We start from the raw sequence: 14,293 nt of genomic DNA, 5'->3' as shown, positions 1-14,293 counted from the left end.
CGCTCTTTGGGACTCAACCGCGCGACCTGCGCCTTTATGCCCGCGTACGGCGGCCGCCGCTGGTGAAGAGGCCACCGGCCCTGCTGGAACAGCCGCCATGACGGTCATCCCCGCGCTCCACTCCGAGATCACGGCGGCCACCAACCGTCTCCTGGCCACCGCGGCCGGCCTGTCGCCCGCCGGCCTGTCCGCCCCGTCGAACCTGCCCGGCTGGACCCGCGGCCACGTCCTGGCCCACCTCGCCCGCAACGCCGACGGCCTGCTCAACCTGCTCGCCTGGGCCAGGACCGGGGTCGAGACGCCCCAGTATCCCTCGCTCGCCGCCCGGGTCGCCGGCATCGAGGAGGGCGCCGGCCGTACCCCGGCCGAACATCTCGCCGACCTGGAAGACGGCGCGGTACGGCTCGCCCGCGCCATCCGCGAGCAGCCCGCGCAGGCGTGGAGCGGCATGGTCCGCGCACTGCGCCCGCCCTGGCACCCCGCCTGGTACGTCCTGGTCAGGCGGATCAGGGAGCTGGAGATCCACCACGCCGACCTGGGCGCCGGCTACGGCCCCGCCGACTGGCCCGCCGCGTTCGTCCGGCGCGAGCTGCACGACTGCCTGGCGAGCTGGCCGTACGGGAAGAGCACGGTCGGCGAGATCACCCTCCTGGGCGAGCCCCCGCACACCTGGAGCGACCTCGGCGGGAACGCGGCGGCTCCCGGCGGACGGCTGCCCGCGGTGGCGGGCAGACCGGTGGACGTGCTCGCCTGGCTCACGGGTCGCTCGCGTGGCGAGGGGATTAGGGTGGTGCGCGAGGGGCACGCCGTTCCTGAGCCGCCGCCCTGGCTGAGCCAGCCGGCCCCGCCCGGCCTTCCGGCGGCGCCCCCCGACGACTATCCGTGATCGGGCCCCGAGGAGATCTCATGACCTACACCGGCGACGTCACGGTCGGCGGTCCCGCCGATGTGCGGCAACTGCCCGCGCTGAGCATCGCCAAGCTCGCCGTCGGCCCCTTCGACAACAACGCCTATCTGCTGCGCTGCGCCGTGACCGGCGACGGCCTGCTCATCGACGCGGCCGCCGAGGCCGACCGGCTGCTGGCGCTGGTCGACGAGCAGGCGATCAGCACGATCGTCACCACCCACCAGCACGGCGACCACTGGCAGGCGCTGGAGCAGGTGGCCAAGGTCACGGGCGCCCAGGTGATCGCCCACCCGCTCGACGCGCCCGCGCTGCCCGTCGAGCCGGCCCGCCTGGTCGAGCACGGCGACCACGTCACGGTCGGCGAGGTCACGCTGGAGGTCATCCACCTGCGCGGCCACACACCGGGTTCGATCGCCCTGCTCTACGACGGCGGCGAGACGATCAAGCACCTGTTCACCGGCGACTCGCTGTTCCCCGGCGGCGTCGGCAACACCTGGGACGACGCCGAGCGCTTCACCCAGCTCTACACCGACGTGGCCGAGCGGGTCTTCGACCGGCTGCCGGACGAGACCTGGGTCTACCCGGGCCACGGCAAGGACACCACGCTGGGCGCCGAGCGCCCGTCGCTGCCGGAGTGGAAGGCCCGGGGATGGTGAACCCGGCCGCGAGATGAGCTACCTGATCGGCCCGAGGATCCTGGCGATCCGGTCGGCGGCCTCGGCGGGGTTGGTGGTCGACTCCACCACCTCGCCCCAGGACCAGCGGTAGTACCAGCCTTCGGCGATCGGAACGCAGTCGACCGTCTCGGTCAGCAGCCGGGCACCGGGGTCGCCGACCCGCAACGAGGGCGGGTCGGCGCGCAGCGTGGCATCGAGGCCACGGAACTCCAGCTCCCTCGCGAGCTTGCCGAGGAAGTACGTGCGAGTGTGTTCGCGCGCCATGCCTCCATCAAAGCCGATGACGCCCGGCTTGAGGAGGCTCAGTTGTCGACGCGGTGGGCTTCCTTGCGCTGCTCGCGCTTGTAGAAGAGCATCCGCAGCGGGATCGCCGCCACGAGCGCGATCTGCATGGTCGCGCCGATCTTGATCGGCAGGTCGCCGCCCTGGGGGAAGGCCACCCAGAACGTCAGGAAGGCGACGTTGACCATGATCCAGCCGAGGACGACGGCGGCGAGCTGGCCCTTGGGCTTCGGGTACTCCACGCGGCTGACCATCAGCCAGGACACGCCGAGCACGGCCAGCAGCGACCAGATGTTCGCCTCGAACAGCATGACGATCGAGATGACGGTCATACAGCCCATGGGGATGGGCAGGCCCATGAAGTCGCCGCTCTTGGTCTTCACGCAGGCGAAGCGGGCCAGCCGTACGACGCCGGCGATGAGCACGGAGGCGGCGGCGGTCAGCACCCACCAGATGGGCACGGTGCCGTTGAAGCCGCCCCAGATCACCACCATGAAGGCGGGCGCGAAGCCGAAGCTGATGACGTCGGCGAGGTTGTCGAGTTCGGCGCCCATCGCCGAGGCGCGGAAGCGCCGCGCCACCAGGCCGTCGAACAGGTCGCAGGTGGCGCCGATGAGCAGCAGCACCACGGCGGTGGCGAAGAAGCCGGGCTGGATCACCAGGCCCTTGTTCGCCTGCAGGGAGGTGACGGCCGAGGTGGCCAGCACGCACACGGCCAGGAAGCCGCACAGCGCGTTGCCCAGCGACAGGGAGTCTGCGGCGGAAAGGCGGAACGCCTTGCCGACGGGCCCACGGGGGTCCTCGTCGTCGGCTTGCCAGCCGCCTGCGTCAGCCGTGGTCAATTCGGGTCACCCCCGCAACCGTCTTCTCACCCACGGCGACCGCGGGCGTGATGCCTTCGGGAAGGTAGATGTCCACGCGCGAGCCGAACCGGATCAGGCCGATCCGCTCGGTCTGGGTGACCTTGGCCCCCGCGCTCAGGTACGGCACGATCCTGCGCGCCACCGCGCCCGCGATCTGCACCATCTCGATGTCGCCGAGCGCGGTCTCGAAATGCCACACCACGCGCTCGTTCTGGTCGCTGTCCTTGTTGAATGCCGGCAGGAACCCACCCGCCACATGCTGCACGGAGGTGACGGTTCCCGCAAGGGGTGCGCGGTTGACGTGCACGTTCAGCGGGCTCATGAAGATCGCCACCCGGGTCCGGCCGTCCGGCCACGGGTCGATGCTCTGCACCACGCCGTCGGCGGGCGACAGAACGCGGCCCTGACCGGGCGTCCGGTCGGGGTCGCGGAAGAACCAGAGCATCCCGCCCGTGAGTGCGCTCAGCGGCACGGCGGCCAGCGCCCAGCGCTTGTCCTTGCGGGTGAGCAGCGTGGTCGCGGCGGCGGCCGCCACGGTCGGGAGGAGCCACGGGGACACCCCGCGCGCCAGGCGCACGCGGGCGGTCTTAGCTGAATCGTCTGACACGGACAACCTTTGGAGTGGTGAACGAACCGGCGCTTTGCCGTGATGTTACAGAACTTGCAACTATGACACGACGCAACTAGACACAGCAAAGCGCCTAGAACGCCTTTTAGCTAGCCCCGGTCTGGCTCGCGCTCTTCACGCCCTTGCGCGCGTCGCTGCGGGACTTGAGCAGGCTGGCGACGGTGGTGACGACCATCGTGACTCCGATGACCGCGAGCGAAAGCTGGATGGGCACGGTGGGCGCCCAGGAGACGTCGCTGGCGTGCAGAGCCTCCAGAACCAGCTTAACCCCGATGAAGCCGAGGATGAACGCCAGGCCGTAACTGATGTAGACCAGGCGCTGGAGCAGCCCGCCGAGCAGGAAGTAGAGCTGGCGCAGGCCCATCAGGGCGAACGCGTTGGCGGTGAAGACGATGAACGGGTCCTTGGTGAGCCCGAAGATGGCGGGGATGGAGTCGAGCGCGAACAGCAGGTCGGTGGTGCCGATCGCGACCATGACGATGAGCATCGGGGTGACCATGCGGCGGCCGTGCATCCTGACCATGATCTTGGAGCCGACGTAGTCGGGCGTGGTCGGGAACGCCCTGCGCACCCACCGCAGCACCGCGTTCTCCTGGAAGTCCTCGTCGTCGCCCTTGAGGTGCTGGCGGACGATGTTGATCGCGGTGTAGACGAGGAAGGCGCCGAAGACGTAGAAGAGCCAGCTGAAGCGCTCCAGGGCGGCCGCGCCGAGCGCGATGAAGATGCCGCGCATGACCAGCGCCATCAGGATGCCGACCAGCAGCACCTTGTGCTGGAACTGCTTCGGCACCGCGAACCGGCTCATGATGATGAAGAAGATGAACAGGTTGTCGACGCTCAGGCTGTACTCGGTGATGTATCCGGCGAAGAACTCACCGGCCTTGCCGCCCCCCTCGGTCACCCACAGCAGCACACCGAAGGCCACGGCGAGCGCGACGTAGAAGGAGACCCAGTAGGTCGCCTGCCGCATGGAGAATTCGCGGGCCTCGCCCCTGTCGACGATCCACAGATCGATGGCGATGACCAGGAGGAGCCCGCCGATCACGGCGATCCAGGCCCACACGGGTACGGTCACGTTTTCCTACCTCCGGCACGCATGACTGACAGCCGGAGGTCTCTCCCGCCGGCGCTTTCGGCCGACCGGCAGCCCCGGGGGCCCCGTGGAGCGGGGCTACACCGTGATGACGAGGCTGCCGCGAAGGGATACTCCCCTCCCCTAACCAACGCAGTATAGGAGAACGCGGGGTCGCGGCCTAATCTTCCCGGGGGTCTTCACGCGGTGTAGACGCCCAGGACAGCGTCCACCGCGTCGTCGTCGCGGGGCAGCGCCGCGCCCCTTTCCGCCGCCGCCCGAGCGTGCCGCTCCGCCTCGCCTGGCTCCTCCAGAACCGCCCGTACGGCCGCGCGCGCCGCCCCCACCTCCCCGTACGGCACCAGCGTCCCGGCACCCCCCAGCAGGTCAGGGATGCCACCCACCTCGGTGGCCACCACCGGACGGCCCGCCATGAGCGCCTCGCTGAGGCTGAGCGGCTGCCCCTCCCAGCGGCTCGGCCAGAACACGAGGTCGGCCGCGGCCAGCAGATCGGGCACGTCGTCGCGGTCGCCCAGCAGCCGCACGGGCAGTTTCTCCCTCTCGATACGTTCCTGGAGCTCCCGCTTCAGCGGCCCCTCCCCCGCGATCGCGAACACCGGCTCCCGCCCGCCCCAGGGACCGGCCGCCACGTCCAGCAGGAACTCCAGCCCTTTCTGCTGCGCCAGCCGCGCGACCGTCAGCACCACGGGCCGCTCTCCCGCGCCGAGTTCCTCGCGCACTCGCGCGGCGGCGCGTGACGGCGGCCTGGGCACGGGGGCGGGCACCACGGCCGGGCGCACGTCACGGGCGCCGAGGGCGGCCATCCGCTCCCCGAGATCCGGTGAGACGACCAGCACACGTCCGGCGCCCCGTGCCACGATCCGCTCCAGCACGCCGTGGACCGCGCCGACGAAGCCTCCGGCGGTGAGCGCGTTGTGCAACGTCACCACCGGCGCCGGGCGGGCCCTTCCGAACCCGGCCAGGACGGCGAGGGCGCCCGCGCGCAGCCCATGGGCGTGCACGACGTCGGCCTCACGGGTGATGCGGCGGATCGCGGCGACCGCCGCCAGGTCGCGGGCCGGGTGCGGCCGGTCGGAGACCGCGACCGGCGTGAACCGCGCCCCGGCCGCGCCGAACCCGAACGCCTCACCGACCGCCGCAGGCCCGGCGACCACGACCTGGTGGCCGCGCCGTAGCAGGCCTTCGGCCAGCATGAGCACGTGCCGCCCCGTCCCGCCTGACGTGGTTCCGAGCACGAACACCACCCGCACGACGTTTCTCCTCTCAACCGTCCGCTGAAGCCCGTTCCGGTCCCCGTCGGCGCCGCGTGGCCATCCCGGCCAGGGCGCGGGCGTCGTCGCGGTCCAGCAGCGCCGCGACCGCGGCCCCCGCCACGATCGCGACCGCCCCGGCCAGCGCCGTGGCCCCGAGCCGGGGCCAGAGCCCGTCGGCGCCGATCAGTCCCGCCGCCCACGCGCCCGCCAGGAACCCCGCGGCCCCTCCGGCCACCGCCGCGACCGCCGCCCTGACCAGCCCCGCGGCCGCCGCCCTGCCACGGGCCCGCAGCACCGCGACCAGCAACCAGAGTCCGCCCACGGTCATCCCGGCGCTCATCCCGAGCGCCATCCCGGCGATCTCCCACTCATCCGGCAGCACCAGCACGAACCCGGCCTGCGCCACCATCACCACCAGCCATCCGGCCACGGTCCCGGCGGCGGCCTCCCGGCCCTTGCCCGCCGCGTACAGCACCCGGCTCAGGTGCGCGATCAGCCCGTACCCGATCAGGCCCGGCGCGAACAGCGCGATCGTCCGCGCGAACTGCGCGTGTGGCACCGCAGACTCCGACCCCAGCAGGAACGCCTCCGCGCCCGGCCCGGACACCGCCGCCAGCGCCCCCGCCGCCAGCCCCGACACCAGCACGACCGCCCGCGTCGTGCGCGCGGCCAGTCCCGCGAAGCCCTCCTCGTCGCCGCTCTCCGCCCGCGCGGACAGCCCGGGAAAAGCACTGGTCGCGATGGGTACGGCCAGCACCGCGTAAGGCACGAGGTAGATCGCCCACGCGTAGTTGTAGACCGCGATCGCCCCCACGCCGATCCCGTTGGACAGGTACAGCACCACGACCATGGCCGCCTGCTGGGCCAGCAACCCGGCGATCCCGGCGAACGCCAGCCCGCGCACCTGCGCGGCGACCCCGTCGGGGAAGCGCAGCGTGGGCCGCCAGCGGAGCCCGAGCCGCGAGGCGGGCCCGGCGACGGTGAGCACGAGCGCGAGCACGCCCAGGCTGGTCCCGACCGCCAGGACGGTCTCGCCCGCGTCGAGCGGGCTGACCGGCTCGCTCGTGCCGCCGCTGACCGGGACGAACACCAGGTAGGCGGCGATCACCACGATGCTGGACACCAGCGGCGCCACGGCGGGTCCGGCGAAGCGCTTGTGCGCCTGAAGGACGCCGTAGAGGACGACGGCCACGCCGTACAGCGGGATCTGGGGGGCGAAGACGACCAGCATGTCCGCGGTGACGGCCCGCACGGCCTCGACCTCGCATAGCGGGAGCGCCGAGCCGTAGAAGAGTCCGGCGATGGGGCCCGCCAGCACCGCCACGCCCACGGCCAGCGGGACCAGCACGACCAGCACCCAGGTCAGCAGTGCCGAGGAGACGCGGCTCACGTACGCGTGGGCCTCGACGGGCGAGGCCGCCATGGCCTGGGCGCCGCGGGCGGCCTCCGGGGAGTCGGGTTCCTCCAGCGGCGGCTCGCCCCACGGCCGGGCGCGGGCGGCGGCGCCGGCGAGGACCGGGACCACCATGCCGGCCAGCGCTCCCCCGACCACCACCTCGAAGACGATGTTGGGGATCTGGTTGGCGGTGAAGTAGGCGGTGGACAGGCAGCCGGTGCCGACGGTCTGGGCGAAGACGTACTGCTTGGCGAAGCCGGTGACACGCGCGAGGATCGTGATCGCGCCGATCAGTACCGCGCCGCCCGCGACGCCCCGCGCCAGCCGTCCGGTCACGGGGCGGGGCGGCGGCCGAGCATGTCGATGCGGTTGAGCATCGGGTTGCCCGCGATGACCTTGGTGAAGGAGACCTTCTCCGAGGCGGCGGTCAGGACGGCGACGGTGCCGAGCACGGCCAGCCGTCCCGGGCGGCCGAGCGTGGTGACGGCGGCCAGGCCGAGCAGGGCACCCAGGGCGTTGGCCCCGGCGTCGCCGAGCATGGCGCGCTCGCCGAGGTCGTCGGGCAGCAACGCGGCGGCGGCGCCCAGCGGGACGGCGGCCAGCGCCGCGCCCGACGGGGAGCCGCGCAGCAGCGAGGCGGCCAGCAGCGGTCCGCCGGTCAGCAGCGCGACCTTGATGGCCCGGCCGGGCCGCAGGTCGAAGAGGTTGGCCAGGTTGGCGGCTCCGGCGATCGTGGCGCCGTTGGCGAGGGTGTCGAGGGGGCCGCGGGAGACGAGCGCGGCGGCGGCCAGGCCGGTGGCGCCGATGCCGAGGATCTTGACGGCGCCGCTGGTCACCTCGCCCTTGGCCAGGGCGCTGAGGTGGCCCTTGAAGCCCTTGGAGGAGGTGCTGCCGTAGAGGTCGTCGTAGGCGCCCAGCGCGCCGCTGCCGGCTCCGGCCAGGAGGGCGGCCAGCCGTACGCGGTGGTCCAGGCCGGGGGCGAGCGCGGCGGCGGCGCTCGCGCCCGCCACGAACGCGGGGCCTTCGAGCAGCGTGATCGGCTCGCCCCGGTGGTTGCTCCGGGTCCAGGTGGCGGCGGCGCGCAGCCCGCCCGTGGCCACGACCTCGCCGGACGGCGTGGCCGTCTTCTCGGGAGCCTCGGCCACACGCGCGGTGAAGGCGGAGTAGGCGGCGCGGGCGGCGACGGCGCCGAGTGCGGCTCCGGCGAGCGCGCACAGCAGGGCACGGGCCATGGGTTCAGCTCCCTGACGAGGTGGGGACGGGGGTGGGACTGGGCAGCGGCGGCTGGAAGTCGGTCACGCCGGTGCCGATGCCGTACTGGCCGGCCCGCCCGGCGATCTGCTCGCGCAGGGCGTAGACGCTGACGACACGGCCGGCGGGCATGTCGAGGGTGTCGATGCTGGAGACCCGCTGGCTGATGTCGCCGGAGTCGCGCAGTTCGGTGATGACGCCGCCGGGGGCCACCGCGGTCGTGCTGCCGGCGATGAGCGCGCCCCTGCTCCCGGCGTCGAGGCCGGCGGCGAGGGAGACGAGCGCGGCCGCCTGCGTCTCGGCGCGCTCGCCCTCGAAGGGCTTGTCAGGCGCGAACATCACCGCGAGCGTGGCGCGCTTGTCGACGTCGCCTTCGACGCTGATGAAGCCGCCCTTCTCGAACGCGGCCAGCACGGCCGCGGTCTCGGCGTCGGCGGTGCCCGCCTGGGTGGGGTCGGCGGTCGTCAGCGTCGCGGCCAGGAGCTGGGCGACCTTGTCGTAGACGCTCGCGCCCGCGGTGTAGGTGAGGCCGGCGGGCTTGAGCTGGGTGGCCAGGCCGTCGAGGACGCCTTCGCTGTCGAGGGCCAGGAACTTGTCGCTGATCGTCACCCGCTGGCCGACGGTCGCGCCGGCCTGGTCGAGCACCTGCTGCTGCGCCTCGCGCAGGGCGCCGGTGGAGCCGGGCGTGTCGACCAGCAGCACGCGCTGGCCGCTGAGCCCGCCCGCGACCAGGGCCAGCACCGGGGTCATGTCCTTGACGAAGGAGTCGTTGCCGGCCTGGCGCCTGGCCAGGTCGTCCTTCTCGGCGCGCAGCTCGCTGTTGTTCTTGATCAGCCCGTCCGTGGTCTCCTTGGCCATCTGGATGGCCGGATTCTGCAGCAGCGTGGTGCCCATGACGATGCCGACCGCCAGCGCGAGAAAGATGGCGACGATGGAGACGAGGTGATAGCGGAAATCGATCACGAGAAAAGTCCGACCAGCCAGAAGATGAAGGCGTTCCAAAGGTCTTGCTGGCCGTTGAGCCAGGTCTGGCCGATGGGCGAGCTGAACAGAGCGACCCCCATCGTGACGAGCGCGGTGCCCACCAGCAGCAGCAGTTGCTGCGTGGAGATGCGGCTGCGGTAGAGCCTGCTCACGCCCTTGGCGTCGATGAGCTTGCTGCCGATGCGCAGCCGGGTGAGGAAGGTGCTGGCCATGCCGGAGCGCCCCTTGTCGAGGAACTCCTCCAGCGTCCAGTGGGTGCCGACGGCGACGATGAGCTCGGCGCCCTTGTCGTCGGCCAGGAGCATGGCGATGTCCTCGCTGGTGCCGGTGGCGGGGAAGATGACGGCCTCGCGGCCGAGCTGGTGCACGCGCTCCAGGCCGGGCGCGCGGCCGTCGCGGTAGGCGTGCACGATGAGCTCGGCGCCGCAGGTGAGCGCCTTGGTGGAGACGGAGTCGAAGTCGCCGACGATCACGTCGGGCAGGTATCCGGCCTCCAGGAGCGCGTCCGCGCCGCCGTCGACGCCGACGAGGACGGGGCGGTATTCGCGGATATACGGCCGGAGCGTGGCGATGTCCTCTTTGTAGTGGTATCCGCGCACGACGATGAGAACGTGCCTGCCCTCGATGGGGGTGCGGATCTCCGGCACGCCGACTCCGTCGATGAGAAGCCTGCCCTCACCACGAACGTACTCCATCGTGTTGACGGCGAAAGCCTCAATCTGCACGGAAAGTCCGGCGCGAGCCTCGGCCATGGCGGCCTCGACGGTCTCCTCGGTCGCGACGTCGCCCTTGCCGACCATCTCCTCGCCGAGGTAGACGATCCCGTCGCAGACGCGGACAGGTTCGCCGTCGGCCACCCGCTCGAACAGCTCGGGCGTGGCGTTGTCGACGAACGGGATGCCCGCCTCGACCAGGATCTGCGGACCCAGGTTGGGGTAGCGCCCGCTGATCCCCGCCGCGACGTTGACCACGGCGGCGGCGCCGCACGCGACGAGCGCCTCCGCGCTGACCCGGTCCACGTCAACATGGTCGATAATCGCAATTTCCCCCGGCCGGAGGCGCTTGGTTAGCCTCTTCGTCCGCCGGTCGATTCTCGCCACTGCCGTGAGGCCGGGAAGGTCACCGACCTTCCTGCCGCGGAGGCCCGGCAACTTGTTCCCCGGTACCTTCATCAAGACCATCCTGCCAGAGCCGGAGAGCCCGGGGGCCACGCACTGCACGGCGTGTCTGATATGTCACGCAGAGTCGGCGGCGGCGAGCCCGAGCAGTTCTTCCGCATGGGCCCTGCCCAGCTCGGAATCCTCCAGGCCCGCCAGCATGCGCGAAAGCTCGCGTACCCGGCCCTCGTGGTTGAGCGTGACGACGCCGCTGCGCACCACGCTGCCGTCGCTGGCCTTCTCCACGACGAGGTGCTGGTCGGCGAAGGCGGCCACCTGCGGCAGGTGGGTGACGACGATGACCTGGGCGGTGCGGGCGAGCCTGGCCAGGCGGCGGCCGATCTCGACCGCGGCCTTGCCGCCCACGCCCGCGTCGACCTCGTCGAAGACGAAGGTGGGCACGGGGTCGGCGCCGGCGAAGACGACCTCGATGGCGAGCATGACGCGGCTGAGCTCGCCGCCCGAGGCGCCCTTGTTCAGGGGCAGCGGCGGCGCGGCCGGGTGCGCCGCCATGCGCAGCTCGACCTCGTCGACGCCCTCGGGGCCGAACTCGGCGCTCTGGGCGAGCTGCACGACCACGCGGGCGTGCGGCATGGCCAGCGCGGTGAGCTCCTCGGTGACGGCCTCGCCGAAGCGCTCGGCGGCGGCCTCGCGCACCTTGGTCAGCTCGGCGGCCAGCTCGGTGAGCCGCTCGGTCAGCTCGTCGAGCTCGCGGGTGAGCTCGTCGATGCGCTCGTCGTCGCCTTCGAGCTCGGTCAGGCGCGCCGAGGACTGCTGCGCCCAGGCCAGCACGCCGGCGCTGTCCTCGGCGTACTTGCGGATCAGGCCGGTCAGCAGCGAGCGGCGCTCCTGCACGATCGCCAGCCTGGCCGGGTCGGCCTCGATCGACTCGGCGTAGGCGGCCAGGTCGGTGGCCACGTCGGAGATGAGGTAGCCCGCCTCGGCCAGCCGGTCGGCCACCTGGGCGAGCTGCGGGTCGAAGTCGCGCACGCCCTCGACCGCCGAGCGGGCCTCGCCCAGCAGCGAGATCACGTCGTGAGTGCCGTCGGCGGACTCCATCGGGTCGCCGAGCAGCGCCGTGTGGGCGCCGGTGGCCGCGGAGCGCAGCGCGTCGGCGTGGGAGAGCCGCTCCTCCTCCGCGCGCAGCTCGACGTCCTCGCCGGGCTTGGGGTCGACCTTCTCGATCTCCTCCAGGCCGAAGCGCAGCAGGTGGGCCTCCTGGGCGCGCTCGCGCGCCCGGGTCGTCAGCTCCTCCAGCAGCGCGGCCACCTGCTTGTGCCGCTTGTACGCCTGCGAGTACGCCCGCAGCGGCTTGACCAGATCGTCCCCGGCGTACCGGTCGAGCGCGGCGCGCTGCCTGGCCGGCTGCAGGAGGCGCTGCTGGTCCATCTGCCCGTGGACGGCCACCAGGTCGTCGGCCAGGTAGGTGAGCGTGCCGACGGGGACGGTGCGCCCGCCCAGCCAGGCGCGCGAGCGGCCCTCGGCGGAGACGGTGCGCGAGATGATCAGCTCGCCGTCATCGACCTCGCCGCCGATGTCCTCGACCTGCTGGCCGACGCGGCCGCCGGCCTCGATGACCAGCGTGCCCTCGACGGTCGCCTTGTCGGAGCCGGGGCGGATGCGCGAGGGGTCGGCACGGCCGCCGAACAGCAGGCCGAGCCCGGTGACGACCATGGTCTTGCCCGCTCCGGTCTCGCCTGTGACCACGTTGAATCCCGGCGAGAGCTCGAGAACGGCCTCGTCGATGACACCCAGCCCCTGGATGCGGACCTCTTCGACCCTGGGTCGCACCGGCCACTCCTGTCGCTGCCTGCGTTTACGGTCGCACCCGGCTTCGGAGCCCACTGTCCGAACACACGTGCGCAAGCGATCCTACGCGCTCCTGAGCCCATTGACTCAGGGACGCACCCTTCCGCGCCACCCCTGCACGGGAAGTTCGAACTTGGCGACCAGCCTGTCGGTGAACGGCGCGCCGGTGCTCTCGATGCCGTGCAGGCGGGCCACGCGCACCGGGTGCTCGCCGCGGCGGACCTCGACCCGGGTGCCGGTCGGCAGGTCGAAGCGGCGGCGGCCGTCGCACCAGAGCACGCCGCCCGGCGTGCCGGGCAGGATCTCCACGGCGAGGGTCGCGCGCGGCGAGACGACCAGGGGCTTGGCGAACAGCGCGTGGGCGCTGATCGGCACCATGAGCAGCGCCTCCACCTCCGGCCAGACCACCGGGCCGCCGGCGGAGAAGGCGTAGGCGGTGGAGCCGGTCGGGGTGGCGCAGATGACGCCGTCGCAGCCCCAGCGCGACAGCGGGCGGCCGTCGACCTCGGCCACGACCTCCAGCATGCGCTCGCGCTTTTCGACGGTGGCCTCGTTGAGCGCCCATGTGTCGGCGATCACCTGGCCGTTGAGCCGGGCGAGCACGTCGATGGTCATGCGCTCCTCGACGTCGTAGTTCCCGGCGACGACGCTGTCGACGGCGGCGGCCAGGTCGTCGACCTCGGCCTCGGCCAGGAAGCCCACGTGGCCGAGGTTGACGCCGAACAGCGGGGTGCCGGCCGAGCGGGCCAGTTCGGCCGAACGCAGCAGCGAGCCGTCGCCGCCCAGGACGATCATCACCTCCGCGTCCTTGGCCGCGCCGGGGTCGCACGGCACCACCTCGGCGCCGACGCAACCGATATCCACGGCCTCCTGCTCCAGCACGCGCACGGTGATCCCGGCGTCGACCAGGCGGTTGACGACAAGGCGGGCGCTCTCGACGGCGGCGCCGCGCCCGGTGTGCACGGTGACCAGAACGGTCCGGTTCATTGGGGCCCTTCTTCTACGGCGCGCTGGATCTCGGCGTCGAGGTCGAGGAGCCCGGCGACCGGCGGCTCGCCCTCCCCCTTGCCCAGCCAGAGCAGGTATTCGACATTTCCCGACGGTCCCGGCAGCGGGCTGGCCGTGACGCCGCGCACCGCCAAACCTATGTCCTGTGCCTTGGCGGCGGCGTCGCGGACCGCCTGCGCGCGCAGCGCGGGCTCGCGCACCACGCCGCCGGCGCCGACGCGCTCCTTGCCCACCTCGAACTGCGGCTTGACCAGCATGACGAAGTCGGCGGCCGGCGCGGCCACGGCGGCGAGCGCGGGCAGCACCAGCCGCAGCGAGATGAACGACAGGTCACCGACGATCAGGGTGGGGGCCTCGCCGACCATCTCCTGCGTCAGGTCGCGCACGTTGACGCGTTCCATGACGGTGACCCGCTCGTCGGTCCGCAGCGACCAGGCCAGCTGTCCGTAGCCGACGTCCACGGCCAGGACGTGGGCGGCGCCGTGGCGCAGCAGCACGTCGGTGAAGCCGCCGGTGGAGGCGCCGGCGTCGAGGCAGCGGCGGCCCTCGACGCTCAGGGCCTTGAAGGCCTCCAGCGCGCCGAGCAGTTTGTGGGCGCCGCGCGAGACGTAGTCGGGGCCGTCGGGCGAGTCGGCCACGACGATGGCGGCGGCGGTGCCGACCTGGGTGGCCGCCTTGCCGGCGACCTGTCCGCCCACGCTGACCCGGCCGGCCTCGATGAGCTGGGCCGCCTGTTCGCGGGAGCGGGCCAGGCCGCGCCGTACGAGCTCGCTGTCGAGCCGGACGCGTCGGCTCACTGCTCGTCCATCGCGGCGAGGGTCTCCTCCAGCCCGGCGAACGCGTCGTCGTAGACGGCGGCGTGCTCGCCCACGGGCAGCCCGGACAGACGCTCCAGACCTGCGAGAACGGCGTCGACCCGCTCGTCGCCCGTCCCCTCCGGGATCTCAGTCATGACACGACCGTAACGCCTGGCACCGACACCCGG

At 72.4% G+C, this 14,293-nt stretch carries 15 protein-coding genes; 2 read left to right on the top strand and 13 right to left on the bottom strand.

The features are described from left to right. Window positions 1-97: 97 nt before the first annotated feature. The gene (locus ACIBHY_RS07730) at window positions 98-886 is read left to right on the top strand and encodes a maleylpyruvate isomerase family mycothiol-dependent enzyme (RefSeq protein ID WP_397250246.1); all 789 of its coding nucleotides are present in this window, start codon (window positions 98-100) and stop codon (window positions 884-886) included. A 20-nt stretch (window positions 887-906) separates the two neighbouring features. Beyond that, a complete protein-coding gene (locus ACIBHY_RS07725) occupies window positions 907-1,563 on the top strand; it encodes an MBL fold metallo-hydrolase (protein WP_397250248.1) in 657 nt (218 codons plus the stop codon). A gap of 18 nt (window positions 1,564-1,581) precedes the next feature. Here the strand turns inward: ACIBHY_RS07725 and ACIBHY_RS07720 are convergent, their stop codons facing one another. The 13 genes from ACIBHY_RS07720 to ACIBHY_RS07660 all read right to left on the bottom strand — a co-directional run bounded on the left by ACIBHY_RS07720 (window position 1,582) and on the right by ACIBHY_RS07660 (window position 14,260). After that, on the bottom strand, window positions 1,582-1,848 hold the full coding sequence (locus ACIBHY_RS07720; protein WP_379617601.1) for a hypothetical protein: 267 nt from the start codon (window positions 1,846-1,848) through the stop codon (window positions 1,582-1,584). Window positions 1,849-1,886: 38 nt separating this feature from the next. Next, the gene (gene pssA / locus ACIBHY_RS07715) at window positions 1,887-2,708 is read right to left on the bottom strand and encodes a CDP-diacylglycerol--serine O-phosphatidyltransferase (protein WP_397250250.1); all 822 of its coding nucleotides are present in this window, start codon (window positions 2,706-2,708) and stop codon (window positions 1,887-1,889) included. Then, window positions 2,695-3,336 (bottom strand): phosphatidylserine decarboxylase, encoded by a 642-nt coding sequence (locus tag ACIBHY_RS07710; RefSeq protein WP_397250252.1) that lies wholly within the window; start codon window positions 3,334-3,336, stop codon window positions 2,695-2,697. The genes pssA and ACIBHY_RS07710 overlap by 14 nt, the downstream gene beginning before the upstream one ends. A 106-nt stretch (window positions 3,337-3,442) precedes the next feature. Further along, window positions 3,443-4,432: a TerC family protein gene (locus tag ACIBHY_RS07705; RefSeq protein ID WP_397250254.1), complete on the bottom strand. Its 990-nt coding sequence runs from the start codon at window positions 4,430-4,432 to the stop codon at window positions 3,443-3,445. A gap of 197 nt (window positions 4,433-4,629) precedes the next feature. Continuing rightward, entirely contained in the window at window positions 4,630-5,700 is a 1,071-nt protein-coding gene (locus tag ACIBHY_RS07700) for a glycosyltransferase (RefSeq protein WP_397306264.1), read from the bottom strand. Window positions 5,701-5,713: 13 nt separating this feature from the next. After that, window positions 5,714-7,435, bottom strand: a complete 1,722-nt coding sequence (gene murJ / locus ACIBHY_RS07695) for a murein biosynthesis integral membrane protein MurJ (protein ID WP_397306263.1) — start codon at window positions 7,433-7,435, stop codon at window positions 5,714-5,716. After that, on the bottom strand, window positions 7,432-8,331 hold the full coding sequence (locus tag ACIBHY_RS07690) for a hypothetical protein (protein ID WP_397306262.1): 900 nt from the start codon (window positions 8,329-8,331) through the stop codon (window positions 7,432-7,434). The genes murJ and ACIBHY_RS07690 overlap by 4 nt, the downstream gene beginning before the upstream one ends. A gap of 4 nt (window positions 8,332-8,335) precedes the next feature. Then, the gene (locus ACIBHY_RS07685) at window positions 8,336-9,313 is read right to left on the bottom strand and encodes a copper transporter (RefSeq protein WP_397250262.1); all 978 of its coding nucleotides are present in this window, start codon (window positions 9,311-9,313) and stop codon (window positions 8,336-8,338) included. Next, a complete protein-coding gene (gene steA, locus ACIBHY_RS07680) occupies window positions 9,310-10,506 on the bottom strand; it encodes a putative cytokinetic ring protein SteA (protein ID WP_397250264.1) in 1,197 nt (398 codons plus the stop codon). Before steA ends, ACIBHY_RS07685 begins: the two co-directional genes overlap by 4 nt. Window positions 10,507-10,569: 63 nt before the next feature. Then, a complete protein-coding gene (recN, locus tag ACIBHY_RS07675) occupies window positions 10,570-12,282 on the bottom strand; it encodes a DNA repair protein RecN (protein ID WP_397250266.1) in 1,713 nt (570 codons plus the stop codon). 105 nt (window positions 12,283-12,387) lie between these two features. After that, the gene (locus tag ACIBHY_RS07670; protein WP_397250268.1) at window positions 12,388-13,287 is read right to left on the bottom strand and encodes an NAD kinase; all 900 of its coding nucleotides are present in this window, start codon (window positions 13,285-13,287) and stop codon (window positions 12,388-12,390) included. Next, entirely contained in the window at window positions 13,284-14,105 is an 822-nt protein-coding gene (locus ACIBHY_RS07665) for a TlyA family RNA methyltransferase (protein ID WP_397250270.1), read from the bottom strand. The genes ACIBHY_RS07670 and ACIBHY_RS07665 overlap by 4 nt, the downstream gene beginning before the upstream one ends. Beyond that, window positions 14,102-14,260 (bottom strand): hypothetical protein, encoded by a 159-nt coding sequence (locus ACIBHY_RS07660; protein ID WP_379617577.1) that lies wholly within the window; start codon window positions 14,258-14,260, stop codon window positions 14,102-14,104. The genes ACIBHY_RS07665 and ACIBHY_RS07660 overlap by 4 nt, the downstream gene beginning before the upstream one ends. Window positions 14,261-14,293 lie beyond the last annotated feature (33 nt).

This window comes from Nonomuraea sp. NPDC050547 (genome assembly GCF_044457345.1).
Taxonomy (GTDB): domain Bacteria; phylum Actinomycetota; class Actinomycetes; order Streptosporangiales; family Streptosporangiaceae; genus Nonomuraea.
The sequence above is the reverse complement of the archived record's forward strand: the minus strand, read 5'-3'. Positions and strand labels throughout refer to the sequence as shown.